The sequence below is a fragment of the Sphingobacterium sp. BIGb0116 genome (assembly GCF_024808035.1).
GTDB lineage: Bacteria > Bacteroidota > Bacteroidia > Sphingobacteriales > Sphingobacteriaceae > Sphingobacterium > Sphingobacterium paramultivorum.
Genome location: NZ_JANUDT010000011.1, coordinates 119729 through 138139 on the forward strand (window position 1 = coordinate 119729; position 18411 = coordinate 138139).

Below are 18411 nucleotides of genomic sequence, written 5' to 3' on the forward strand. Positions count from 1 at the left end.
TTTATAGTTTAAATATCGGGACTTGTTATTGATCCAAGGTTTGTAAATCACTTTGTTTGCCATTTACCGTATTGTTTGAAATACTGCTATTTGCGACACGTTCAAAAAATAAGGGTTTTTTATTCCAATGAAAAGCAGGGTATTCCTTATTGGTCTTGATTTGGTTGTTGCGAAAGACCAATCCATTGACTGATTTGGCATAAAGAATAGGCTTATCGAAGGTTTCAAAGCGGTTGTCTTCGATGACGATATGGCTATGGAAGTATTTCTGCTGATTTTTTAAATCCGGAATTTCTGGATAGATCGATATAATCGCATTGGTAAATTGGAACATATTGGTCAAGGCATTGATGAAAGTATTGTTCCGGATGCGAATATCGTGGCAGCTGCCAGTTTCATACCAACCATTGGCATCGCCACACAGGAGAATAGCTGTACCTGAAGTATGATCAAAGAGGTTGTTTTCTACCAGGGTCTCTTTGGGTGTACTGAATAAAGCACCTCGTGCTCTATTGTGGCGTATGGTATTGCCACTAAATAGTACACGTGGCGTCCAAGTAAGGTTTTCGATGCCAATATCCATTTTTGTTGGGTCAATAGCTGGGTCCAAAGTATTACTTAAAGTAATCTTGAATTCGCGGATTGGGTCTGAGGCTTTCTCGCGTAAAACGCTAATGGATTGGATCTTATTTTTTTGGTCCCAGAGTTCCATTGTACTGGATCGGATAAATTGGACCGTATCCCCCTGGTAGCCCCAGTCAAATCCGTAGGATTGATCGTGCATATAACGACCGATCAATGTTTTGTCATCTAGTCGTTTGGTGATCTTCAGGTAGGTGCCATGGATATTGATGGCATCATCCATCATATTTTCATAAAGTCCATTCTTCGATACAATGATACCCTTGCAACCCGAAAAATGTGTTGCGTCAGCCTGAGCCGTAAAATAACGCGGATCTTGATCGCTGCGAAGTGCAATTCGGAAACCTTCCAATGTGATGTTGTCCGTTAATTGAGCTAACAAACCCATGCCTTCGGCGTAATGGACGGCGATATTTTCAAGCCGTATATTTTTTCCTTTATGGACAAATACGCCCGGGTTGGGACGAAATCCAGCGCGCATGGCAACGACGGTACCCGGTATAAGCTTGCTGTTCTTCCATTGCTGCGCTTGAATAATACCCGGAGAGAGCTCTTTCACTTTGGTTGTGCCCACACGAATATCGCTTGTATTATAGACAATGCGTTTGGTCTTTTCTTCAAAGGCAATCCCCGATGTCGGTTTCAGTTGCCAGCCTTCACCGGTATTGTAAAATATACTGTCTTTGATCGTATAGGTTACCCAAGGTGCAGTTTGATAAGTAATTGTACCGTTGATTGTATCGTTTTGTAAAATCTTGATCTGGCAGATCTGGGGACGCTCAAAATCGATGTGGATATTTTTCAACGTGAGGTTTTTATTCTCGATCAATGCAATTGGTAACATGCGGCCATGATAGATAAAGTCTGATCCTTGTCCATCAATTGTGATGTTGTCGCAATTTTCAAATGCCATACCTACGGTCTTGGGGTTGTCCTGATCGTGATTGGAGATGTAGTATTCGCGGGTTAGCGACCCTTCTGGATGAAAGTCATAACGTCCCTTTTTGAATTTTAAAATAATAGGTTCTTTCTTGCCAATCTTGCTGAAGATGGATTGAATAGCTTTATTGACCAATGCAGTACTATTGTTGCCCGTGTTGGGAACAACACCATAGGTGGAAAGATCGATAATCTTTGTTGCGGACTGCGCAAGGCAGTCAAAATACATGAATGGTAGGAGAAGGATAAGCAAATAAGGTTTTAGGATGTTCATGATGTCCTGCTATTGATAAATTGGTTTATATCGCACAATTTCCTTATGGGATTTGGCTTGTCGAATATAGGGATAATCGTTCAACATCCAAATTAAGTCGTGAAGCGTAGCGTTTTTTTTACGCATGTGAAAACATGGTTTTACTCATAAATGGAAGCAAAATACACGATGAAGAAGAAATTTGCTGCTAAGCAAAAGATCGCTACACCCACTGAGGTAATAGTTGCAGAAATTTTAGATTTCTATTTAAAATTTTATATTTTTGAGATCAGGCTTAATCTAAATTGTGAAGAAAAAATCAAGATATCTTTTTCTGGTTTTATGGTTCGTACTGATCTGTCAGATTGGATCGGCGCAATATGGGTTAGAATTTGCCAGTCACAACATGGAAGCCGATAAGCGGACTAGTCTGCAGATCGGTGCCAAGGAATCGATTTCTTTTCAACATAAACTGTCTGTTTCGTTCGATCTTTCCTTTCTGCCACTCCAACAGGATTATTTTGGTTATATCTTTCGACTGATTACGGATGATGGTGTCAATATCGATTTGATATACGATCGGCGGCTTGATCAGGACAAACATTTTAAATTGGTAGTGGGGGAGGACTTTACCCCGGTATCTTTCAATATCACAGCCTTACAGTTGTATTATAACTGGACGCCAATGCGCCTCGAGCTCGATATGGATAAAAAGGAACTTTACTTTGAGGTCGGAACAGCCCGGTATTCCTATCGGCTCAATAAACAGTTTGCGCCTCAGTTTAAGCTTGTTTTTGGTGCAAATATGATGAAAAACTTCCAAACGATGGATGTTCCACCCATGCGCTTAAAGGATATTCGAATTGCGGATAATGGCAAACTTAAATACTATTGGCCATTGAATGAGTCTTCAGGGACCAAGAGTTTAGATGAACAAAAAAAGAGTGCAGCGGAAATCGGTAATCCGATCTGGATCAAACGGCAACGTAGTGAATGGAAAACACAGTCTTCTTTTACACTGGAAGGACAAGCTAGTGTGGCCTTTGACAAAAATGAAGAAACACTGTTTTTTGTTGGAAATAAGCGTTTAATGATCAGTAAAATTGGTGGTAGTGACTTACGTTCGCAGGAATATGCGGATGGCAAGCTTTTGCTTGTCAATGGTAGCCAATCGCTTTTTGATCCGATAAAAAAGAACGTCCTGAATATCTCCATCGACCAAAAAATAGTTGCTGCTTATGATTCCACCAGTCGAACATGGAATAAACAATTTGATTTTCCTGCTGTAGGCACAAACTATTGGCTGTTCAACAAATATTTTAATTCGTCCGACACGAGTATCTATATGATCGGGGGCTATGGACATTTTAAATACAAAGCGGGCGTATTGCGTTATCATCTGCCCACACAATCTTGGGATAGCATTCCTTTTACAGGTGATGAAATTTTTCCGCATTATCTTGCGGGAATGGGGCAGGGAAAAGATGGTGTATACCTGGCCGGTGGTTATGGCAGTTCCACAGGAGATCAAATGTTGAATCCCCGCATTTCAAATGATTTTCTTAAGCTTGATTTTAAAAACCGCAAGTCTCTAAAAGTTTACGAATTTTCATCTGCATTTGCCGATATGGTATGGGCCAATAGTCTGGTCGTTGAAGATAGTAGTGGACTGTTTTATGGATTGATTTTTCCGAACAATAAATTCAAAACACATTTACAACTGGTGGCAGGCAGCCTTAAAGGGACACAATACCAGTTTCTTGGGAGCAGCATCCCCTTCGATTTTCATGACATCCGTTCTTTTGCCGATCTCTATTATGCGCCGAAATCTAAGTCCTTCGTTGCAGTCACCTTGTTTTATGATGACAAGACCGATCTGACTAAGGCAACGATTTATACCTTGTTGGCTCCCCCTTTACCGTCTGAACAGGGTATAATGCCTTTGGCTAAGCCTGCGCTGCTTAAATACAGCCTTTATGCCCTCGCTGTAATGGGATTATCGCTCTTGATCTGGTGGTATCGAAAAAGAAGCAAGCAAAAAAAACAAACTATTTCCGTCATGGAAACCGATAAAATAGGAGAGCCGCACCTACAAGCAGCTCCCTTGAAGGAGACTGAACAAGATAAGAGCGGGCAATTGGTAGATCTTCCGCAAACCAAGAAAGTGGCCGAGGGATTTGAAACCCGACATGGCGCCGGAATCTACCTTTTCGGTGGCGACTTACAGATTGTGGATCTTGCTGGAAAAGAAATCACAAAGAAGTTTTCGCCATTGCTTAAAGAAATGCTGCTGATTTTTATTCTCTATACCGTACGATGGGAGCGGGGAATTAGCTCAGAGAAGTTGACTGAGCTATTTTGGTCCGATAAGAGCCAGTCCAGTGCGCGTAATAATCGATCAGTGAACATCGCTAAGCTCAATAGTTTACTCGAGCAATTGGGTGATTTTAGGGTGACCAAAAAAAGCGGTTATTGGTGCATTGAGCCAATGGATACAGTATATATCGATTACCTCCGCTTCAGCAGGATGGTATCCAATAAAAAACATTTTACAGAAACTGAAATTAGAGAATTACTCGATATAATTGACAAAGGAGGCTTCCTTTTCGAAGTGGACTATGAGTGGCTCGATAATTTTAAAAGTGAAATGTCTATTCTGGTGCTCACCACGTTGGGCAATTTTATTGAAAATCTGAATGTGCAGGATAATGCTGAACTGATTATTGAGATCTGCAATAAGATATTCTATTTTGATGAAATCAATGAGGAGGCGATGGTTCATAAATGTCGTTCCTTGCTACAGCTGGGCTATCACAGCCTGGCCTTACAGTGCTATGAGAATTTCTGTCAGATCTACGCTCGTTTATATGGTGAAGCTTACCCCAAAAGTTTTAAAGACTGTCTAGATTAAGAAAAAATATTTAAAATTTTAATGTATTGATATACAGTTGTTAATGGTGTTTTTGGATACCTGTTAATCTTCTGTTAATCTTCTATTATACCCCTCGCCAATATATTCGTTTTCATACTTAATAACCAATCAAATGAAAGCGAAAAATTATCTTCAACTCTTCCCTAGGGAATAGTGGTAATGGACTGTTTGTAGCAAACAGGTCCTCCCTAAATACATAAACCTAATATATAATTCAATAACCAATTTAAAACAATACATGAAAACAAACTTCATTTTTAATGAAAGGCCACTGCCGTGGAACAAGCTCCGTAGTTACCCTTGGCAGTGGGCATTGTCCTCGCTGCTGCTATTGTCTCCAATGGCAACCATCGCGCAGCAACAGCAGATCGAAGGTAAAGTGCAGACTTCAAAGGATAAGCCTATCGCTGGGGCTTCCATTACAGACCTCCGTACCGGGCAGACAACATCGTCTGATGGTCAGGGACGCTTCAAGATTAGCGCATCGCCGGGAGACAAACTCGTGATCACTTTTGTCGGTTACCGCAAGACTGAAATGATCGTTGGGCAACAACGGCTCATGGATGTATTGCTCAACGAAGATAATACAAGCTTGGAAGAGGTCGTGGTTGTGGGGTATGGCACGCAGAAAAAGGCTTCGTTAACAGGGGCGATATCATCGGTGAACAATAAAGAAATCACAGTAACAAAAAATGAAAATGTGGTCAATATGTTAGCCGGTAAGATGCCCGGTGTGCGTATCAGCCAACAGTCGAGCCAACCGGGATCATTTGAATCAAATATCGACATCCGCGGAATGGGTGAGCCCCTGATTGTGGTTGACGGAATTCCCCGTGATAAAGATTATCTGTCACGCATGGATGCCAATGAAATCGAAAGTGTATCCGTATTAAAGGATGCTTCAGCAGCTGTTTACGGTGTGCGCTCGGCGAATGGTGTTCTTTTGGTGACCACACGCCGGGGAAGTAACGAAGATGGAAACTTTGAAATAAACTATTCCTATAATCGTGCCTGGCAAAAGTTTCTTTATGTTCCCAATACGGTGGATGCCCTTGCCTATATGCAGCTTAAAAATGAACAGATAGGTCGCGATTTTAATAGCAATTATCCGGCGAAGATGCCTAATATTTTTGGGCCGGCAGATTTTGAAGCGTATCAGAACGGCACAAAAAAGACATCCAATTATGTCGATGCGGCATTTGACAATGTATCACCACAATACCAGCACAATCTTTCCATCAACGGTGGCGGCAAGAAAGTTAATTATTTCTTCAACCTGGGCCATATGGATCAGATGGGCGCTTACAAAAGCAAGAGTCTCAACTATAATCGCTGGAATTTCCGCTCCAACATCGATGCGCAGATCACAGATCGTCTGAAAGCGTCTTTGGATGTGGGCGGGTATGCCGATGAGACTAACCAACCACGTACGGATATCTGGGCCGTCTACAAACAGGCCTGGAGACAAAGACCTATTGTGCCGATCTATGTCAACGACAATCCCCTTTATCCGAATTTTGAGATGATCGATAACGAAAATCCTGTCGTGGTAACGGACTCCAAACAGACTGGCTATCGTAAATTTTTGCGTAAGCAATTCAACGGTATTATCGCTTTAGACTATAAAGTACCCTTTGTGGAAGGCTTAAATGCGAAGGCAACCTATAATTATGACTTCAAGTACAGTGACAATACGGATTTCAAGAAGTCCTATTTTTTATATAGCTATACACCACCGGTGTATGATGGTAACGGCCAGATTATAACCCCTGAAAAGTATAATGCACATGAGAAAAATGCTCCTACGACCGTGAGGCGGAGTTCCTATCCGGATACACATTCCCTGATGCAATTCTCGTTGAATTATAACCGTCGTTTTGCCGAAAAACATCAGGTCTCCGGTTTGTTGCTTTTCGTCGAAGAATATAACAAATGGGACAGCTTCTATGCACAGCGGGAGATCATGGTCAATTCGGAATATCTATTTGCTGGTGAGGACAAGAACCAATTGGCAAATATGGAAGGTATTGGCGAACGTACAGCACGAGGTTTGGTCGGTAAGTTCAATTACGATTACTTAGGTAAATACATTGCCGAATTTAGTTTTCGCTATGATGGCTCCTCTAAATTTCCAAAAGAATCGCGCTGGGGATTTTTCCCGGCAGCCTCGGTGGGTTGGCGTATCAGCGAAGAAGGGTTTATTAAAAACAACTACAATTTTATCAATAACTTAAAAATAAGGGCATCCTATGGTAAGCTCGGGGATGACCGTTCGGCAGGTAATTACCCTTCAACCATCGTTGGTTATGCACTGGAACCCAATGAAACGGGGTGGATCTTTGGTGGAAACCTCGTGAATGGGGCCTTGCCTACTGCAATTCCCAACCCTAATCTCACCTGGTATACTTCCAAAACTGCCGACGTGGGTTTGGACATGGATCTATGGAACGGCAAGCTGGGCTTGACTTTTGATTATTTTAACCGTAATCGCTCAGGCCTTCTAGCGACAAGCCTTGACTTGATCCCTGGTACTGTTGGTGCCAACCTACCACAGGAAAATCTGGAAAGCGATCGCACGTTCGGCTATGAGCTCTCTTTGACACATCGCAATAAGATCAATGATTTCAATTATTTTATTAATGCGCAGGTCTCTTCTACCAAGAGTCAATTTGTAAACCGCGTAGAATCAAAAGCCGGTAATTCGTACGACAACTGGCGTAACCGCTATTCTAATCGTAATAAGGATATCTGGTGGGGCAAGGAGTACGCCGGACAGTTTGGATCGTATGAACAGATTTATAACCACCCAACATTGGTAAGCAGCGGCACATTGCCTGGTGATTATTACTATCAGGACTGGAACGGCGATGGAGTGATCAACGATGCCGACAATCATCCTATTGCAACGTATAATATGCCTTTGATCAACTATGGTTTTACGTTAGGAGGATCGTGGCGTGGTCTGGATCTAACGATGAATTTTCAGGGTGCAGCAAAAGTGTATGTACAGTATAGTGAGGTACTGGCAGGACCACTGCAGTTTGACGGCGGTGCTTTGACGCAGTTTTTGGATCGTTGGAGACCAGCTGATGCCGGTGCCGATCTATTTAACCCAAGCACACAATGGCTTGCTGGATATTATCCTTCTACTGGCTCTGCCATGGCCGAAGGAACCCGAGCAGTTCAAAATGCCTCCTATCTGCGTCTGAAAACCTTAGAACTGGGTTATTCTCTCCCGCAACAATGGTTGAAGACACTAAAAATAAAGAATCTAAGGATCTATGCGAGTGCTTATAACCTGTTGACATGGACGGGTCTCAAATATACCGATCCCGAGCACCCAGGATCTGCCGGAGGTTCTTCATCGGGTGATATTGATGTGTACAAATATCCCATCAATAAAACCTACAACATTGGAGCATCCATTAAATTTTAATCTCAAAACGAACAAAACATGAAAAAATCAATCGCTATAGCAATCATTGGCCTTTTTCTGTGCTCGGGCATACAATCCTGTAAAAAAATGGATCTGGATCCACTAGGGGTATTGGGTGAAGATGCGCTTTTTGGAAATGAGGCTGGAGCACGTAAATATGTCGCTGGAATGTACAGCTATCTACCCATAGAAGACTTTGTATATCATCCTGAAAGAGGATTTAGATGGGACAATTATTGGCAAAATTCGGAAACGCTTGCGGCCATGAGCGGCGAGATGACCGGACAATTTTGGGGCGTAGCTGGGGCACAGGGCTTTGGTTACTGGCCATATGATCGCATCCGGAATGTCAATACCCTGATTGCAGGCCTGCCTAAATACAAAGCTAATTATACAGAGCAGGGGTACAACCAGATCTTTGGGGAAGCCCATTTCTTACGGGCTTTCTATTATTTTGCTTTGGTTAAGCGCTACGGTGGGGTACCTATTATAAAAGACGTGCAGGATCCAACAGCTGATAAAGAACAGCTCTTGGTTAGCAGAAATAAAGAATCTGAGGTTTATCATTTTATCAATGAAGACTTGCAGGTGGCTATTTCAATGATGTCTGGAAGCAGCGAACGTGGCCGCGCCAACCAATATGTGGCAGCAGCTCTACTTTCCCGCGCCATGTTGTATGCCGGTAGTATTGCTAAATATAGTTCGTATAGTAATCTCTCTGGCGATGCCACAGACAAGCAGTTGGTAGGTATTAAAAAGGAAGAAGCGGAATGGTTCTTCAAACAGGCTTATGATGCTGCAACAACCGTGCTGGCGGGACCGTACAGTCTGTACAATAAAAATGCACAGGATAAGGAACTCAACTACGTAAATTTGTTTTTGGACTTAGACAGCCCTGAAGATATTCTGATCAAGGAGTATAGTCTGACCGCACCGCACAACAACCGTCTCAAACATAGCTATGACGCCACACACTTACCCAATCCGACCTTTTCGAGTGACAATGAGTCTGCGGCATACCCCGTATTGAATGTCGTGGAGTTATTCGGTGAACTTCCAATCACTGATGCAGGTGGAAAACCAGTACGCTATACGGACCGTAAACAGCTGTATGCCGATTTGGAACCTCGTCAGCGGGCTACATTTTATTTCTCGGGAATGGAATTACGCGAAGGCGCCGAAAGACGGAGTTTTGATATTCAGCGTGGACTCTATAAGACCTTTCCCGGTAAGGCTGCTGATGCACAGATGGGCGCGGGTACTGCGGCGATAAATAGCGAGTCAAATCGAATCTTGGCTGGCCCCAAAAATAGCCTGTTTGATTACAATGGTACGAAGATCAACATAACAGGCGAGCATGGCATGTGGAAAGATGGACATGCCAACAATACCCGAACTGGATTTTACATCCGTAAATACATTAACTATAAAATGTCTACCAAGGATGTGAAGTTATACAACAGTACACAACCCTGGAAGGTCTTTAGGCTCGCAGAGATACTTTTGAATAAGGCAGAAGCTGCTTATGAACTTGGCCTGATCAAAAATGATGAAGCACTTAAACAGGAAGCATTTCAATACATCGCGCAGATCCGTAATCGTGCTGGTGCCAAGCCTTATCTCTACACAGCTGCTTCGGCAAACCTCTCCGGTAAATATGGTTATCCCCTGGATGGAAATCTGCAATTTATACGCGAGGAGCGCGAACGTGAACTTTGCTTTGAAAATCACCATTGGTGGGATATGCGGAGATGGCGCATTGCAGATGTGGAGCTCAACAACTTTGTACCCAATTCGCTGATGCCTTACCTTGTATTGGATGAACTGAAATATGCTCCGGGCGGTGAACGGATCAACTCCTTTATTTTTATTCGCGAAAAGGAACCTTGGAACAAGACGTTCAACTTTGAAAAGAAATGGTATTATGAACCTATTCCGGGTGGAGAACTGAACAAAAACCCTAATCTATATCCACAGAACCCTATTTACTAACTGAGCGGAAATGAGAACGATATATTTATTTACAGCATTGACAGGCTTGTTATTTTTAAATGCCTGTTCGAAAACAGATAATTACGATGGCCCGAATGCGAGTATGAAAGGGCAGGTCATTGATAAGGTAACGAATAAACCCTTCCTGACCGGACAGGGCGAATTTAGCATCCGTTTGCTAGAAACCAGTTGGAGCGACAATCCCGCACCGCAGGATATTGCCGTCAAGCAGGACGGATCGTATAACCATACAAAACTCTTTCAGGCAACGTATACCCTCCAGCCCTATGGCGGTGCATTTTGGCCAGCACAGAAGATCGAAGGTTACCAACTGGGTGCTAATGCAGAGCAAAACTTTGAGGTGACGCCCTACCTACAGATCAAAAATGTGAAGTGGACCTTAAAAGCGGAAAATAAATTAGAAATCTCCTGTACGCTTGCCGCACCTATTACGGGTGGATTGCCGCAAGTGATTGAGGTTCGCCCATTCCTGAGTCTGACACCATACTGTGGGGCTGGCAACCGTATTGATGCGTATTATAAGGATGAATATCGCGCATTGATCAATCAAAACTGGGAAAATATCGGCAATATGCAGACCGGAGAAGGAAAGGAAACTTACACGATCAAGGATATTCCATTGAAATCAGGGTACACCTATTATGTACGGATGGGTGCAAAGGTGCGCGACACCTACGAAAAATTCAATTATTCGGAAGTGGAGGTTATTAAAGTACCTTAAGTAAAGAATCTAAACAACAAGCGGGACTTGGTGCCCGCTACTACTACTCAATACTAAATAATTATTCGGATGAAACAATTTATCAAAGCAGGTTCCAGATGCCTATTGGGCATGACATTATTTTTTGCCACACACTTGCAGGCGCAAGATAATCCATTTATCAAACATATGTATACCGCAGATCCTTCGGCACGGGTATGGGCCGATGGCCGCCTGTATGTGTACGCTTCACATGATATTGCTCCGCCTCAAGGTTGCGATCTGATGGATCAGTATCATGTGTTTTCGACTGCGGATATGAAAACATGGACCGATCATGGCGAAATATTACGCGCCTCACAAGTCCCTTGGGGTAGAAAAGAAGGTGGATTTATGTGGGCTCCGGATTGTGTCTATAGAAATGGTACTTATTATTTTTATTTTCCACACCCAAGTGGTACCGAGTGGAATAAGACCTGGAAAATTGGTGTAGCTACGAGTAAATCACCAGCAAAAGATTTTGTGGTACAGGGCTATGTAAAGGGGGCCGAAGCACTTATTGATCCGCACATCTTTATCGATGATAATGGACAGGCCTATTTTTATCAGGGGGGCGGTGGTGTCTGTAAAGCGGGTAAGCTCAAAGACAATATGATGGAGATTGATGGTGAATTGCAAAAGATGGAAGGTTTGGAAGATTTTCACGAAGCTTCATGGGTACACAAGTATAATGGAAAATATTATCTGTCCTATTCTGACAATCACGATGAGAACTGGAAAGATGGAGTAAAAGGGGATAACCGCATGCGCTATGCGGTAAGTGATAGTCCAATGGGACCATGGAAATCAATGGGCATCTATATGGATCCGACGAATAGCTATACAAACCATGGCTCCATTGTCAAGTTTAAAGGTAAATGGTACGCTTTTTACCATAACAGTGAATTGTCACAAAAAAATGGCGAATTCAACGATTGGCTTCGTTCCATCTGCGTAGACCGCTTGGAGTACAATAAGGACGGCAGTATCAAGAAGGTAAAGCAGACCGGCTTATTGACAGGTCCCAAATAATCGATGGACACGAAGACGAGATGTTGCCAAAAAAAATTAACTTTAGGGGCGGAACAACTGTTTCGCCCTTAAACCATCGAACACTTAATTGTTTAAAATGCTAACGAAGAATATCAAACGTAAAACCAATACATTGTTACGCACAATATGTTGCTGTTCTCTTCTTTCGGTCAGTATGCTAAAAGGTTTTTCCCAAGCTAAAATGACGAAAGATTATGTTGACTATGTCAATCCTTATATGGGAAACATCAGCCATTTATTGGTGCCAACCTACCCAACGGTTCACTTGCCAAACAGCCTTTTGCGCGTTTATCCTGAGCGGGGAGACTATACGTCGGACCGTCTGTTTGGTCTGCCGCTTATCGTTACCAGCCATCGTGGAAAATCGGCTTTCAATCTTAGTCCCATGGTGAAATTGCCGGGCAGTTTGAAACCGGTACAACTGTATAGTTACGATCAGGAGGAAATACATCCGTATGCCTATTCGGTGCTATTGGATCAAGAGAATATTCAAGTAGACTATGCGCTGTCGCATCAGTCGGGGATGTATACCTTTACGTTTCCGACAACTTCGACAAAATACCTTCAGTTCAACTCACAGGAAGGGAAACTTCAATGGGACGGGCAGGGACTTTCGGGTACACAGGATATTGGTAATGGCACGCACGTGTATATTTATGCTATTCCCGAATCCAAGCCTGTTGCGGTAAAGCGACTGCAGGGTCAACAACTGGAAAATGCAACAGAAACTGCAGGTAAGAATTCGTGTATGGTATTGGAGTTTAATCAGGCAGGGACTAGCTTGCGCATGAAATATGGTGTTTCATTTATCGATGTCGCACAAGCAAAAGCCAATTTGAAACGTGAAATCAGCGATTTTGACCAAAAGAAGCTGGCTGAAAAAGGGCGTAAAATATGGAACGATGCTTTAGGTAAAATTGCGGTGGAAGGCGACAGTGAGTCCAATAAGCATGTGTTTTATACCTCCTTATACCGCACCTACGAAAGGCCAGTCAATATTTCTGAGGATGGACGTTATTATAGTGCGTTCGACGGTAAGGTACATCAGGACGAGGGCAAACCTTTTTTTACCGATGACTGGATCTGGGACTCCTACCGTGCACATCATCCATTGCGGGTACTGTTAGAGCCAGGCACAGAATCTTTGATCCTCAATTCTTTTGTCCGGATGTCTGAACAAATGGAGCAGCCTTGGTTACCTACTTTTCCTGAGATTACCGGCGATAGTAGACGGATGAATTCCAATCATGGTGTAGCAACTTTGTTGGATGCTTACCGCAAAGGCGTGCGTAATTTTGATATCAAGAAAGCCTATCTGGCAGCAAAAGGTGCGATTACAGAAAAGACGCTGGCTCCTTGGTCGGGTAAAGCCGCGGGGAAATTAGACGAATTTTTTAAGGAGAAAGGCTATATTCCAGCATTGTACCCAGGTGAAAAAGAAACGATACCAGAAATAAACGGTTTTGAACGGAGACAACCTGTCGCTGTAACCTTGGGTACCTCTTACGACTTATGGTGCTTGGCACAGCTTGCTCAAGAATTGGGTATTCAGGCTGATTATGATCTCTTTATGAAGCAATCTTTCAATTATCGAAATCTTTTCAACGAACAGACCAAATTTTTCCATCCCAAAGATGACAAGGGAAATTTTATCATGCCTTTTGATTATGTGTTTTCTGGCGGACAGGGAGCACGGGAGTATTATGGTGAAAACAATGCCTGGATCTATCGCTGGGATGTACAGCACAATATTCCGGATCTGATCAAATTGATGGGGGGAAATGAATTGTTTGTCAAGTACCTCGATGAGATGTTTCAGCAGCCTTTGGGTCGGTCGAAATTTGATTTTTATGCACAGCTTCCCGATCATACAGGTAATGTTGGACAATTTTCTATGGCGAACGAGCCGGCTTTGCATATTCCTTATCTCTATAATTATGCCGGACAACCTTGGATGACGCAGAAACGAATACATAAACTGATCGGTGAGTGGTTTAGAAACGATCTAATGGGGATACCGGGTGATGAAGATGGTGGCGGGATGTCAGCTTTTGTGGTCTTTTCCCAAATGGGCTTCTATCCTGTAACACCAGGTCTGACTTCCTACAGCATCGGATCTCCATTTTTTCAGAAAGTGAGCATACAGCTTCCTAATGGCAAGTCTTTTGTAATTATCGGCAAGAATGCATCTGCAAAAAACAAATACATTCAATCGGCGAAATTAAATGGGCAGCCGCTGAACGTTCCACAGCTGACCCATGCCGATGTGCTGAAAGGTGGTACATTGGAATTTGTGATGGGGGATAGCGCAAATCGAAATTGGGGGAACTAACAAAGCTTGCTTACCAGCATGTGTATGTCAGAAAGTAAAAAAAGTAAAAAGCGCTGTTGATCATCGATCAACAGCGCTTTTGTTTATGGATAGCTGTGTACTATTGTCTATACGCGGTAGGATATTCGCCTTGCTTTAAATCGAATAACCAAAACTTTGATAAGCAGCTCAAATATGGATGAACACTCCCTTATTGAAACATATCGGGGGTAATCAAGACTGCTGTACCTTTTGTTCCATTCCGTTCGATCTGTTTACCTGCATAGCTGATACAGACCGGACCACTACTGCTGGGTAGGATTTCGGCTTTCTTAAGCTTACCGTTTTCCCATTGTATATTCACCGTACGATTTCCTCTTGCTTTAAGTCCGGTTACGCTTCCCTGATCCATGTTGTGACTTAGAGCGGGTAGCAGCTCGATGAGGTAATTGTTGTTTTTGTCCCTGACCTGACTTTGCAGCAGCATTTCGGCAATCGCTGCGGTCGCGCCAAAGTTCCCGTCAATCTGGAAGGGTGGGTGATTATCGAACAGATTGGGCAGTGTCTTATCACTGATCAGGTTATACAATAAGCGGTAGGCATGTTCTCCGTCATGCAATCTATTCCACATATTGATTTTCCAGGCCAGACTCCAACCTGTACCATGATCGCCCCGACTTAATAGTGTCTTTTTTGCAGCTTCGGCTAGTTCGGGCGTATTAACGATTGAAATCTGGTTGCTCGGATGCAAACCAAATAAATGTGACGTATGCCTGTGATTTACCTCAGTCTCTTTATAATCTTCGATCCATTCCATAATGCGGCCTGTTTCTTTGCTGATTTGTGTTGGAATAAGTTTGGTTAAGGCAGCTTGACAGCGTTGTCTGAAATCAGGATCGCAATCTAAGAGCTTTGTGGCTTCAACACAATTTTGCAGGAGGTCGCGGATAATCTGTGTATCCATGGTGGCACCGTAGGTAAAACTGGAAACTTCACCCGATGGTAGGATAAAACTATTCTCAGGGGAATGTGAAGGGTTGGTGGTCCAATAACCGGCAAATGATTTACCTTGGGGGATTTTGACCATAAAATCCAAAATAAATTCAGCCGCTCCTTTCATAATAGGATAAGCCTGGACTTTTAAAAATTCTCGGTCGCCAGTATAGTTATAATGTTCCCAGGGGTGCTGCGCCATCCAGGCCGATCCCATGGGCCAAATGCCCTGTACGCCATCGGCTGGAGCTGTGTAGCCCCAGGCATCGGTGAGATGATGTACCACCCAGCCTTTGGCTCCATAGAGCTTGCTTGCGGTACGCTCACCAAAAGGGATTAATGCCTTGGTCAGGTCAAATAGGGGCTTATGCAATTCAGAAAGATTGGTTACCTCGGCAGGCCAATAGTTCATTTGCAAATTAATATTGGTATGAAAATCAGCATTCCAAGGTGGATCCATCTGCCAAGCCCATAAGCCCTGCAAATTTGCCGGCATATGTCCTGGACGGGAGCTGCTGATTAAAAGGTAACGACCAAACTGAAAGAATTTGTTGACTAAGGTATTAGGTACCTTTTGCAATTCTTTTGTCAACCGAATGAGTGAATCGGTGGGTAGTTTTGCGAGTTTATCTTGTTCTGGATCTGGAAGATTCAACTTGACGCGATTAAAATACTGTTGGTAATCTTCTATATGAGCCTGTTTTAACTGTTGATAATGCTGTTTGTTCAGGCTACTGATTACCTTGCGGCAGCTTGCAAGTGGATCAATATCCACCGGGGTTTGTGGATAGGCGATATGCTTCAATCCGGGATAATCCGTAGCAGCGGTGACGATGATGGTAATCTCATCTGCTCCGGTAATCGCTATGCGGCCGTCGGCATTGATAAGTTTACCGCCTTTAAGGATTACTTTTGCAATTGCGGCAAACTTTGTTCCGCGCTCATTGGCGTGAGCAGATTGGCCAATCTGCCCCTGAAGTAGCAATTGTGTGGGATCTGTCGGATCAGCCGTGCAACTGAAATCCTGGGCTCTTTTCCAGGTGAAGTTTAGATCGAGTGCCTGTTTCTTGTTTGCTGTATAATGGATGACCATCGCGTTGGCAGGAGCTGAAATGAATGACTCGCGAAAGAACTTGACACCATTATACACGTAGCTTGTTTGTTGCAATGCACGCTCAAGATCAAGCGAGCGCGCATACTGTTCAGCTTTAAGATGGGGCATATCAAACCATAGTTCGCCAAGCGACTGATAGGGTTTGATGTTTTTGGGTAAGCCCATCAAAGTTGTGTCTGCAAGGTCGATTGCTTCTTTATTTTTACCTTCAAAAAGAAGTTGTTGTATGCGAGGTAGATACATTTTCCCCTTGGGATTATTGGGATCCTGCGGATGACCGGCCCAAAGCGTACTTTCGTTCAGTTGGACGCGTTCATCGGCGACACCACCAAAAACCATAGCACCGAGCTGACCGTTACCTAGCGGTAGAGCTTCCTCCCAAACTCCTGCGGGGCGTGCATAGGATAACGTTAAAGGTCCTGCGGAGAGACTTGCAGCCGATTGAATCTGTGTGCGGTCTGTCCAGAATTGCGTGATCTTATGTTGCCGCTGACTAGCTGGGGCATCTATTATTTTAGTAGACTGCTGTGCCTTAATTGTTGTGTTGCCCATCAGTAGCAGTGCGCAGTATAGGAGCGTTTTTATTTTCATCTTTTAGTTTCTTTTTGGTTGTTTTACGGGGACTGAGGTTTTGGTTTTTAGGTATTTGCTTGCCTGTCCGGTTAACCAAAGATAATGATCATTTGGAAGATTATCTTCAATACCGACAAATGAACCTGTTCCATTAAGTGGGACATCTTTTTGATGCAGTGTCTTGAATATGGCGGTACCTTCATCGACTTCATCAAACATGGCGATGTAGAGCATTTGGGCACCAATTGAAAGGTTATACTGTAATTGTTTCCATAAGAAATTTCCGGAATCACGTGGGACGAACGCACGTGAACTCCCAGTCATGTTAGTCCAGGAGAATCCCGGGAAGCAAAGTGGAGCATAATCGATTTGATGTTGTTTGCACCAGTCCATATCATCTTTGATCAGGGATTTGAACTGATCGAATCCGGCCTGATTATATCGACCAACAAACCAAGGCATAATGATATCTGATTTTTTGATGAGTTCATGCAAAAATGGATCGGATTCAGTATCCTGGCGTAATTCACGCCAATAAGTCGGTACGCCAAGAAGGACGCTATAGCCGTTTTGTTTGAGGTAATTGACAATACGTTCGGCTGTTTTGAGATTATATTTGCGACCGTCGTTAAATCCGATACCCCAAACGGCAATCAGTGGTTTGCCATGATGAAAAAGATAGGTTTTGGCGCGATCCCGCTTTTTGAGGTTCCATTCTTTTTCAAGGGCGGCTACATCGTCCATTAAGATTTTGTCGTCGTCCTCTTTAATGCCACTAAGGTCGTACATCACGCAGATTGCGCGGTCAAATTCATTGGCTGAACGAATAGCCGAAGTCAGGACCGTATTGAAGTGGTTGCGACCACTGGGGTTAGCGATCTCACCCACGAATCGTTGCATAAATACGCCATCGATTCCGTATTGTTGCATCCATTTAAAATGAAGGTTGACGGAAGAATAGTCATGTGCGCTATAGAGTTTAGCGGGCTTTCCATCTTTTGTCATAAAAGGACTGTCATAGGTTATTTGATAGGCGCTGACGTCTGGCCAAAAATCGATATTTGTAGAACCGGGTTGGAATCCGTTTTTTCCACGGTAATGGTACCATCCGCGGTCTGCACCATCCGTAGGACTATTGAACCAGCCTTGGTAGCCGGCCATAACAAGGCCGCTATACGAGTCGTATTGTTTTTGTGCGAATAGTAAGCCTACCGAAAAAAGTAGACAGATGCCAAGAAGATGGAATTTGAGCGTTTTAGCTATCATATCGATTTATAATTAAGTTATCATGCTAAATATCGATTAACCCAATTAATAGTCCATTAATAAAGTATTAATGGAACATATAAGTATTTGTTTTTAATATAACAACAGCGTTCCAGCTTGGATGCAGCCGGTTGCATTGTTTTTTAT

Annotated in this window: 9 protein-coding genes; 6 read left to right on the forward strand and 3 right to left on the reverse strand. The window is 43.2% G+C overall.

Annotated elements, in window-relative coordinates; all coding sequences use genetic code 11:
* Positions 1-25: 25 nt before the first annotated feature.
* The gene (locus tag M2419_RS23500) at positions 26-1855 is read right to left on the reverse strand and encodes a right-handed parallel beta-helix repeat-containing protein (RefSeq protein ID WP_310442586.1); all 1830 of its coding nucleotides are present in this window, start codon (positions 1853-1855) and stop codon (positions 26-28) included.
* A gap of 286 nt (positions 1856-2141) precedes the next feature.
* Between M2419_RS23500 and M2419_RS23505 the strand changes: the two genes are divergently transcribed.
* The 6 genes from M2419_RS23505 (at position 2142) to M2419_RS23530 (ending at position 14339) form a co-directional block, all read left to right on the forward strand.
* Complete coding sequence (locus tag M2419_RS23505) at positions 2142-4745, forward strand: hypothetical protein (protein ID WP_259255734.1); 2604 nt, start codon at positions 2142-2144, stop codon at positions 4743-4745.
* A 259-nt stretch (positions 4746-5004) separates the two neighbouring features.
* On the forward strand, positions 5005-8202 hold the full coding sequence (locus tag M2419_RS23510; protein WP_259255735.1) for a TonB-dependent receptor: 3198 nt from the start codon (positions 5005-5007) through the stop codon (positions 8200-8202).
* A gap of 18 nt (positions 8203-8220) precedes the next feature.
* Positions 8221-10194 carry a RagB/SusD family nutrient uptake outer membrane protein gene (locus M2419_RS23515; protein ID WP_159729329.1) on the forward strand — a complete coding sequence of 658 codons (1974 nt, stop codon included), beginning with the start codon at positions 8221-8223 and terminating at the stop codon, positions 10192-10194.
* A gap of 10 nt (positions 10195-10204) precedes the next feature.
* Complete coding sequence (locus tag M2419_RS23520; RefSeq protein ID WP_075991603.1) at positions 10205-10936, forward strand: DUF3823 domain-containing protein; 732 nt, start codon at positions 10205-10207, stop codon at positions 10934-10936.
* Positions 10937-11005: 69 nt separating this feature from the next.
* Complete coding sequence (locus M2419_RS23525) at positions 11006-11986, forward strand: family 43 glycosylhydrolase (RefSeq protein WP_259255736.1); 981 nt, start codon at positions 11006-11008, stop codon at positions 11984-11986.
* A 97-nt stretch (positions 11987-12083) separates the two neighbouring features.
* The gene (locus M2419_RS23530; protein ID WP_259255737.1) at positions 12084-14339 is read left to right on the forward strand and encodes a GH92 family glycosyl hydrolase; all 2256 of its coding nucleotides are present in this window, start codon (positions 12084-12086) and stop codon (positions 14337-14339) included.
* A 190-nt stretch (positions 14340-14529) separates the two neighbouring features.
* On the opposite strand, the gene M2419_RS23535 is transcribed toward M2419_RS23530, so the two are convergent.
* Both M2419_RS23535 and M2419_RS23540 read right to left on the reverse strand, forming a co-directional pair.
* Positions 14530-17016: a glycosyl hydrolase family 95 catalytic domain-containing protein gene (locus tag M2419_RS23535; RefSeq protein ID WP_159729323.1), complete on the reverse strand. Its 2487-nt coding sequence runs from the start codon at positions 17014-17016 to the stop codon at positions 14530-14532.
* Positions 17017-17019: 3 nt separating this feature from the next.
* The gene (locus M2419_RS23540) at positions 17020-18264 is read right to left on the reverse strand and encodes a glycoside hydrolase family 71/99-like protein (protein WP_159729321.1); all 1245 of its coding nucleotides are present in this window, start codon (positions 18262-18264) and stop codon (positions 17020-17022) included.
* Between the last annotated feature and the right edge of the window lie 147 nt (positions 18265-18411).

What these genes read in the sequence shown, in the direction of transcription:
- M2419_RS23500 (WP_310442586.1), bottom strand. Translation starts at nt 1,855, where the DNA reads ATGAACATCCTAAAACCTTATTTGCTTATCCTTCTCCTACCATTCATG.
- M2419_RS23510 (WP_259255735.1), top strand. Translation starts at nt 5,005, where the DNA reads ATGAAAACAAACTTCATTTTTAATGAAAGGCCACTGCCGTGGAACAAG.
- M2419_RS23515 (WP_159729329.1), top strand. Translation starts at nt 8,221, where the DNA reads ATGAAAAAATCAATCGCTATAGCAATCATTGGCCTTTTTCTGTGCTCG.
- M2419_RS23520 (WP_075991603.1), top strand. Translation starts at nt 10,205, where the DNA reads ATGAGAACGATATATTTATTTACAGCATTGACAGGCTTGTTATTTTTA.
- M2419_RS23525 (WP_259255736.1), top strand. Translation starts at nt 11,006, where the DNA reads ATGAAACAATTTATCAAAGCAGGTTCCAGATGCCTATTGGGCATGACA.
- M2419_RS23530 (WP_259255737.1), top strand. Translation starts at nt 12,084, where the DNA reads ATGCTAACGAAGAATATCAAACGTAAAACCAATACATTGTTACGCACA.
- M2419_RS23535 (WP_159729323.1), bottom strand. Translation starts at nt 17,016, where the DNA reads ATGAAAATAAAAACGCTCCTATACTGCGCACTGCTACTGATGGGCAAC.
- M2419_RS23540 (WP_159729321.1), bottom strand. Translation starts at nt 18,264, where the DNA reads ATGATAGCTAAAACGCTCAAATTCCATCTTCTTGGCATCTGTCTACTT.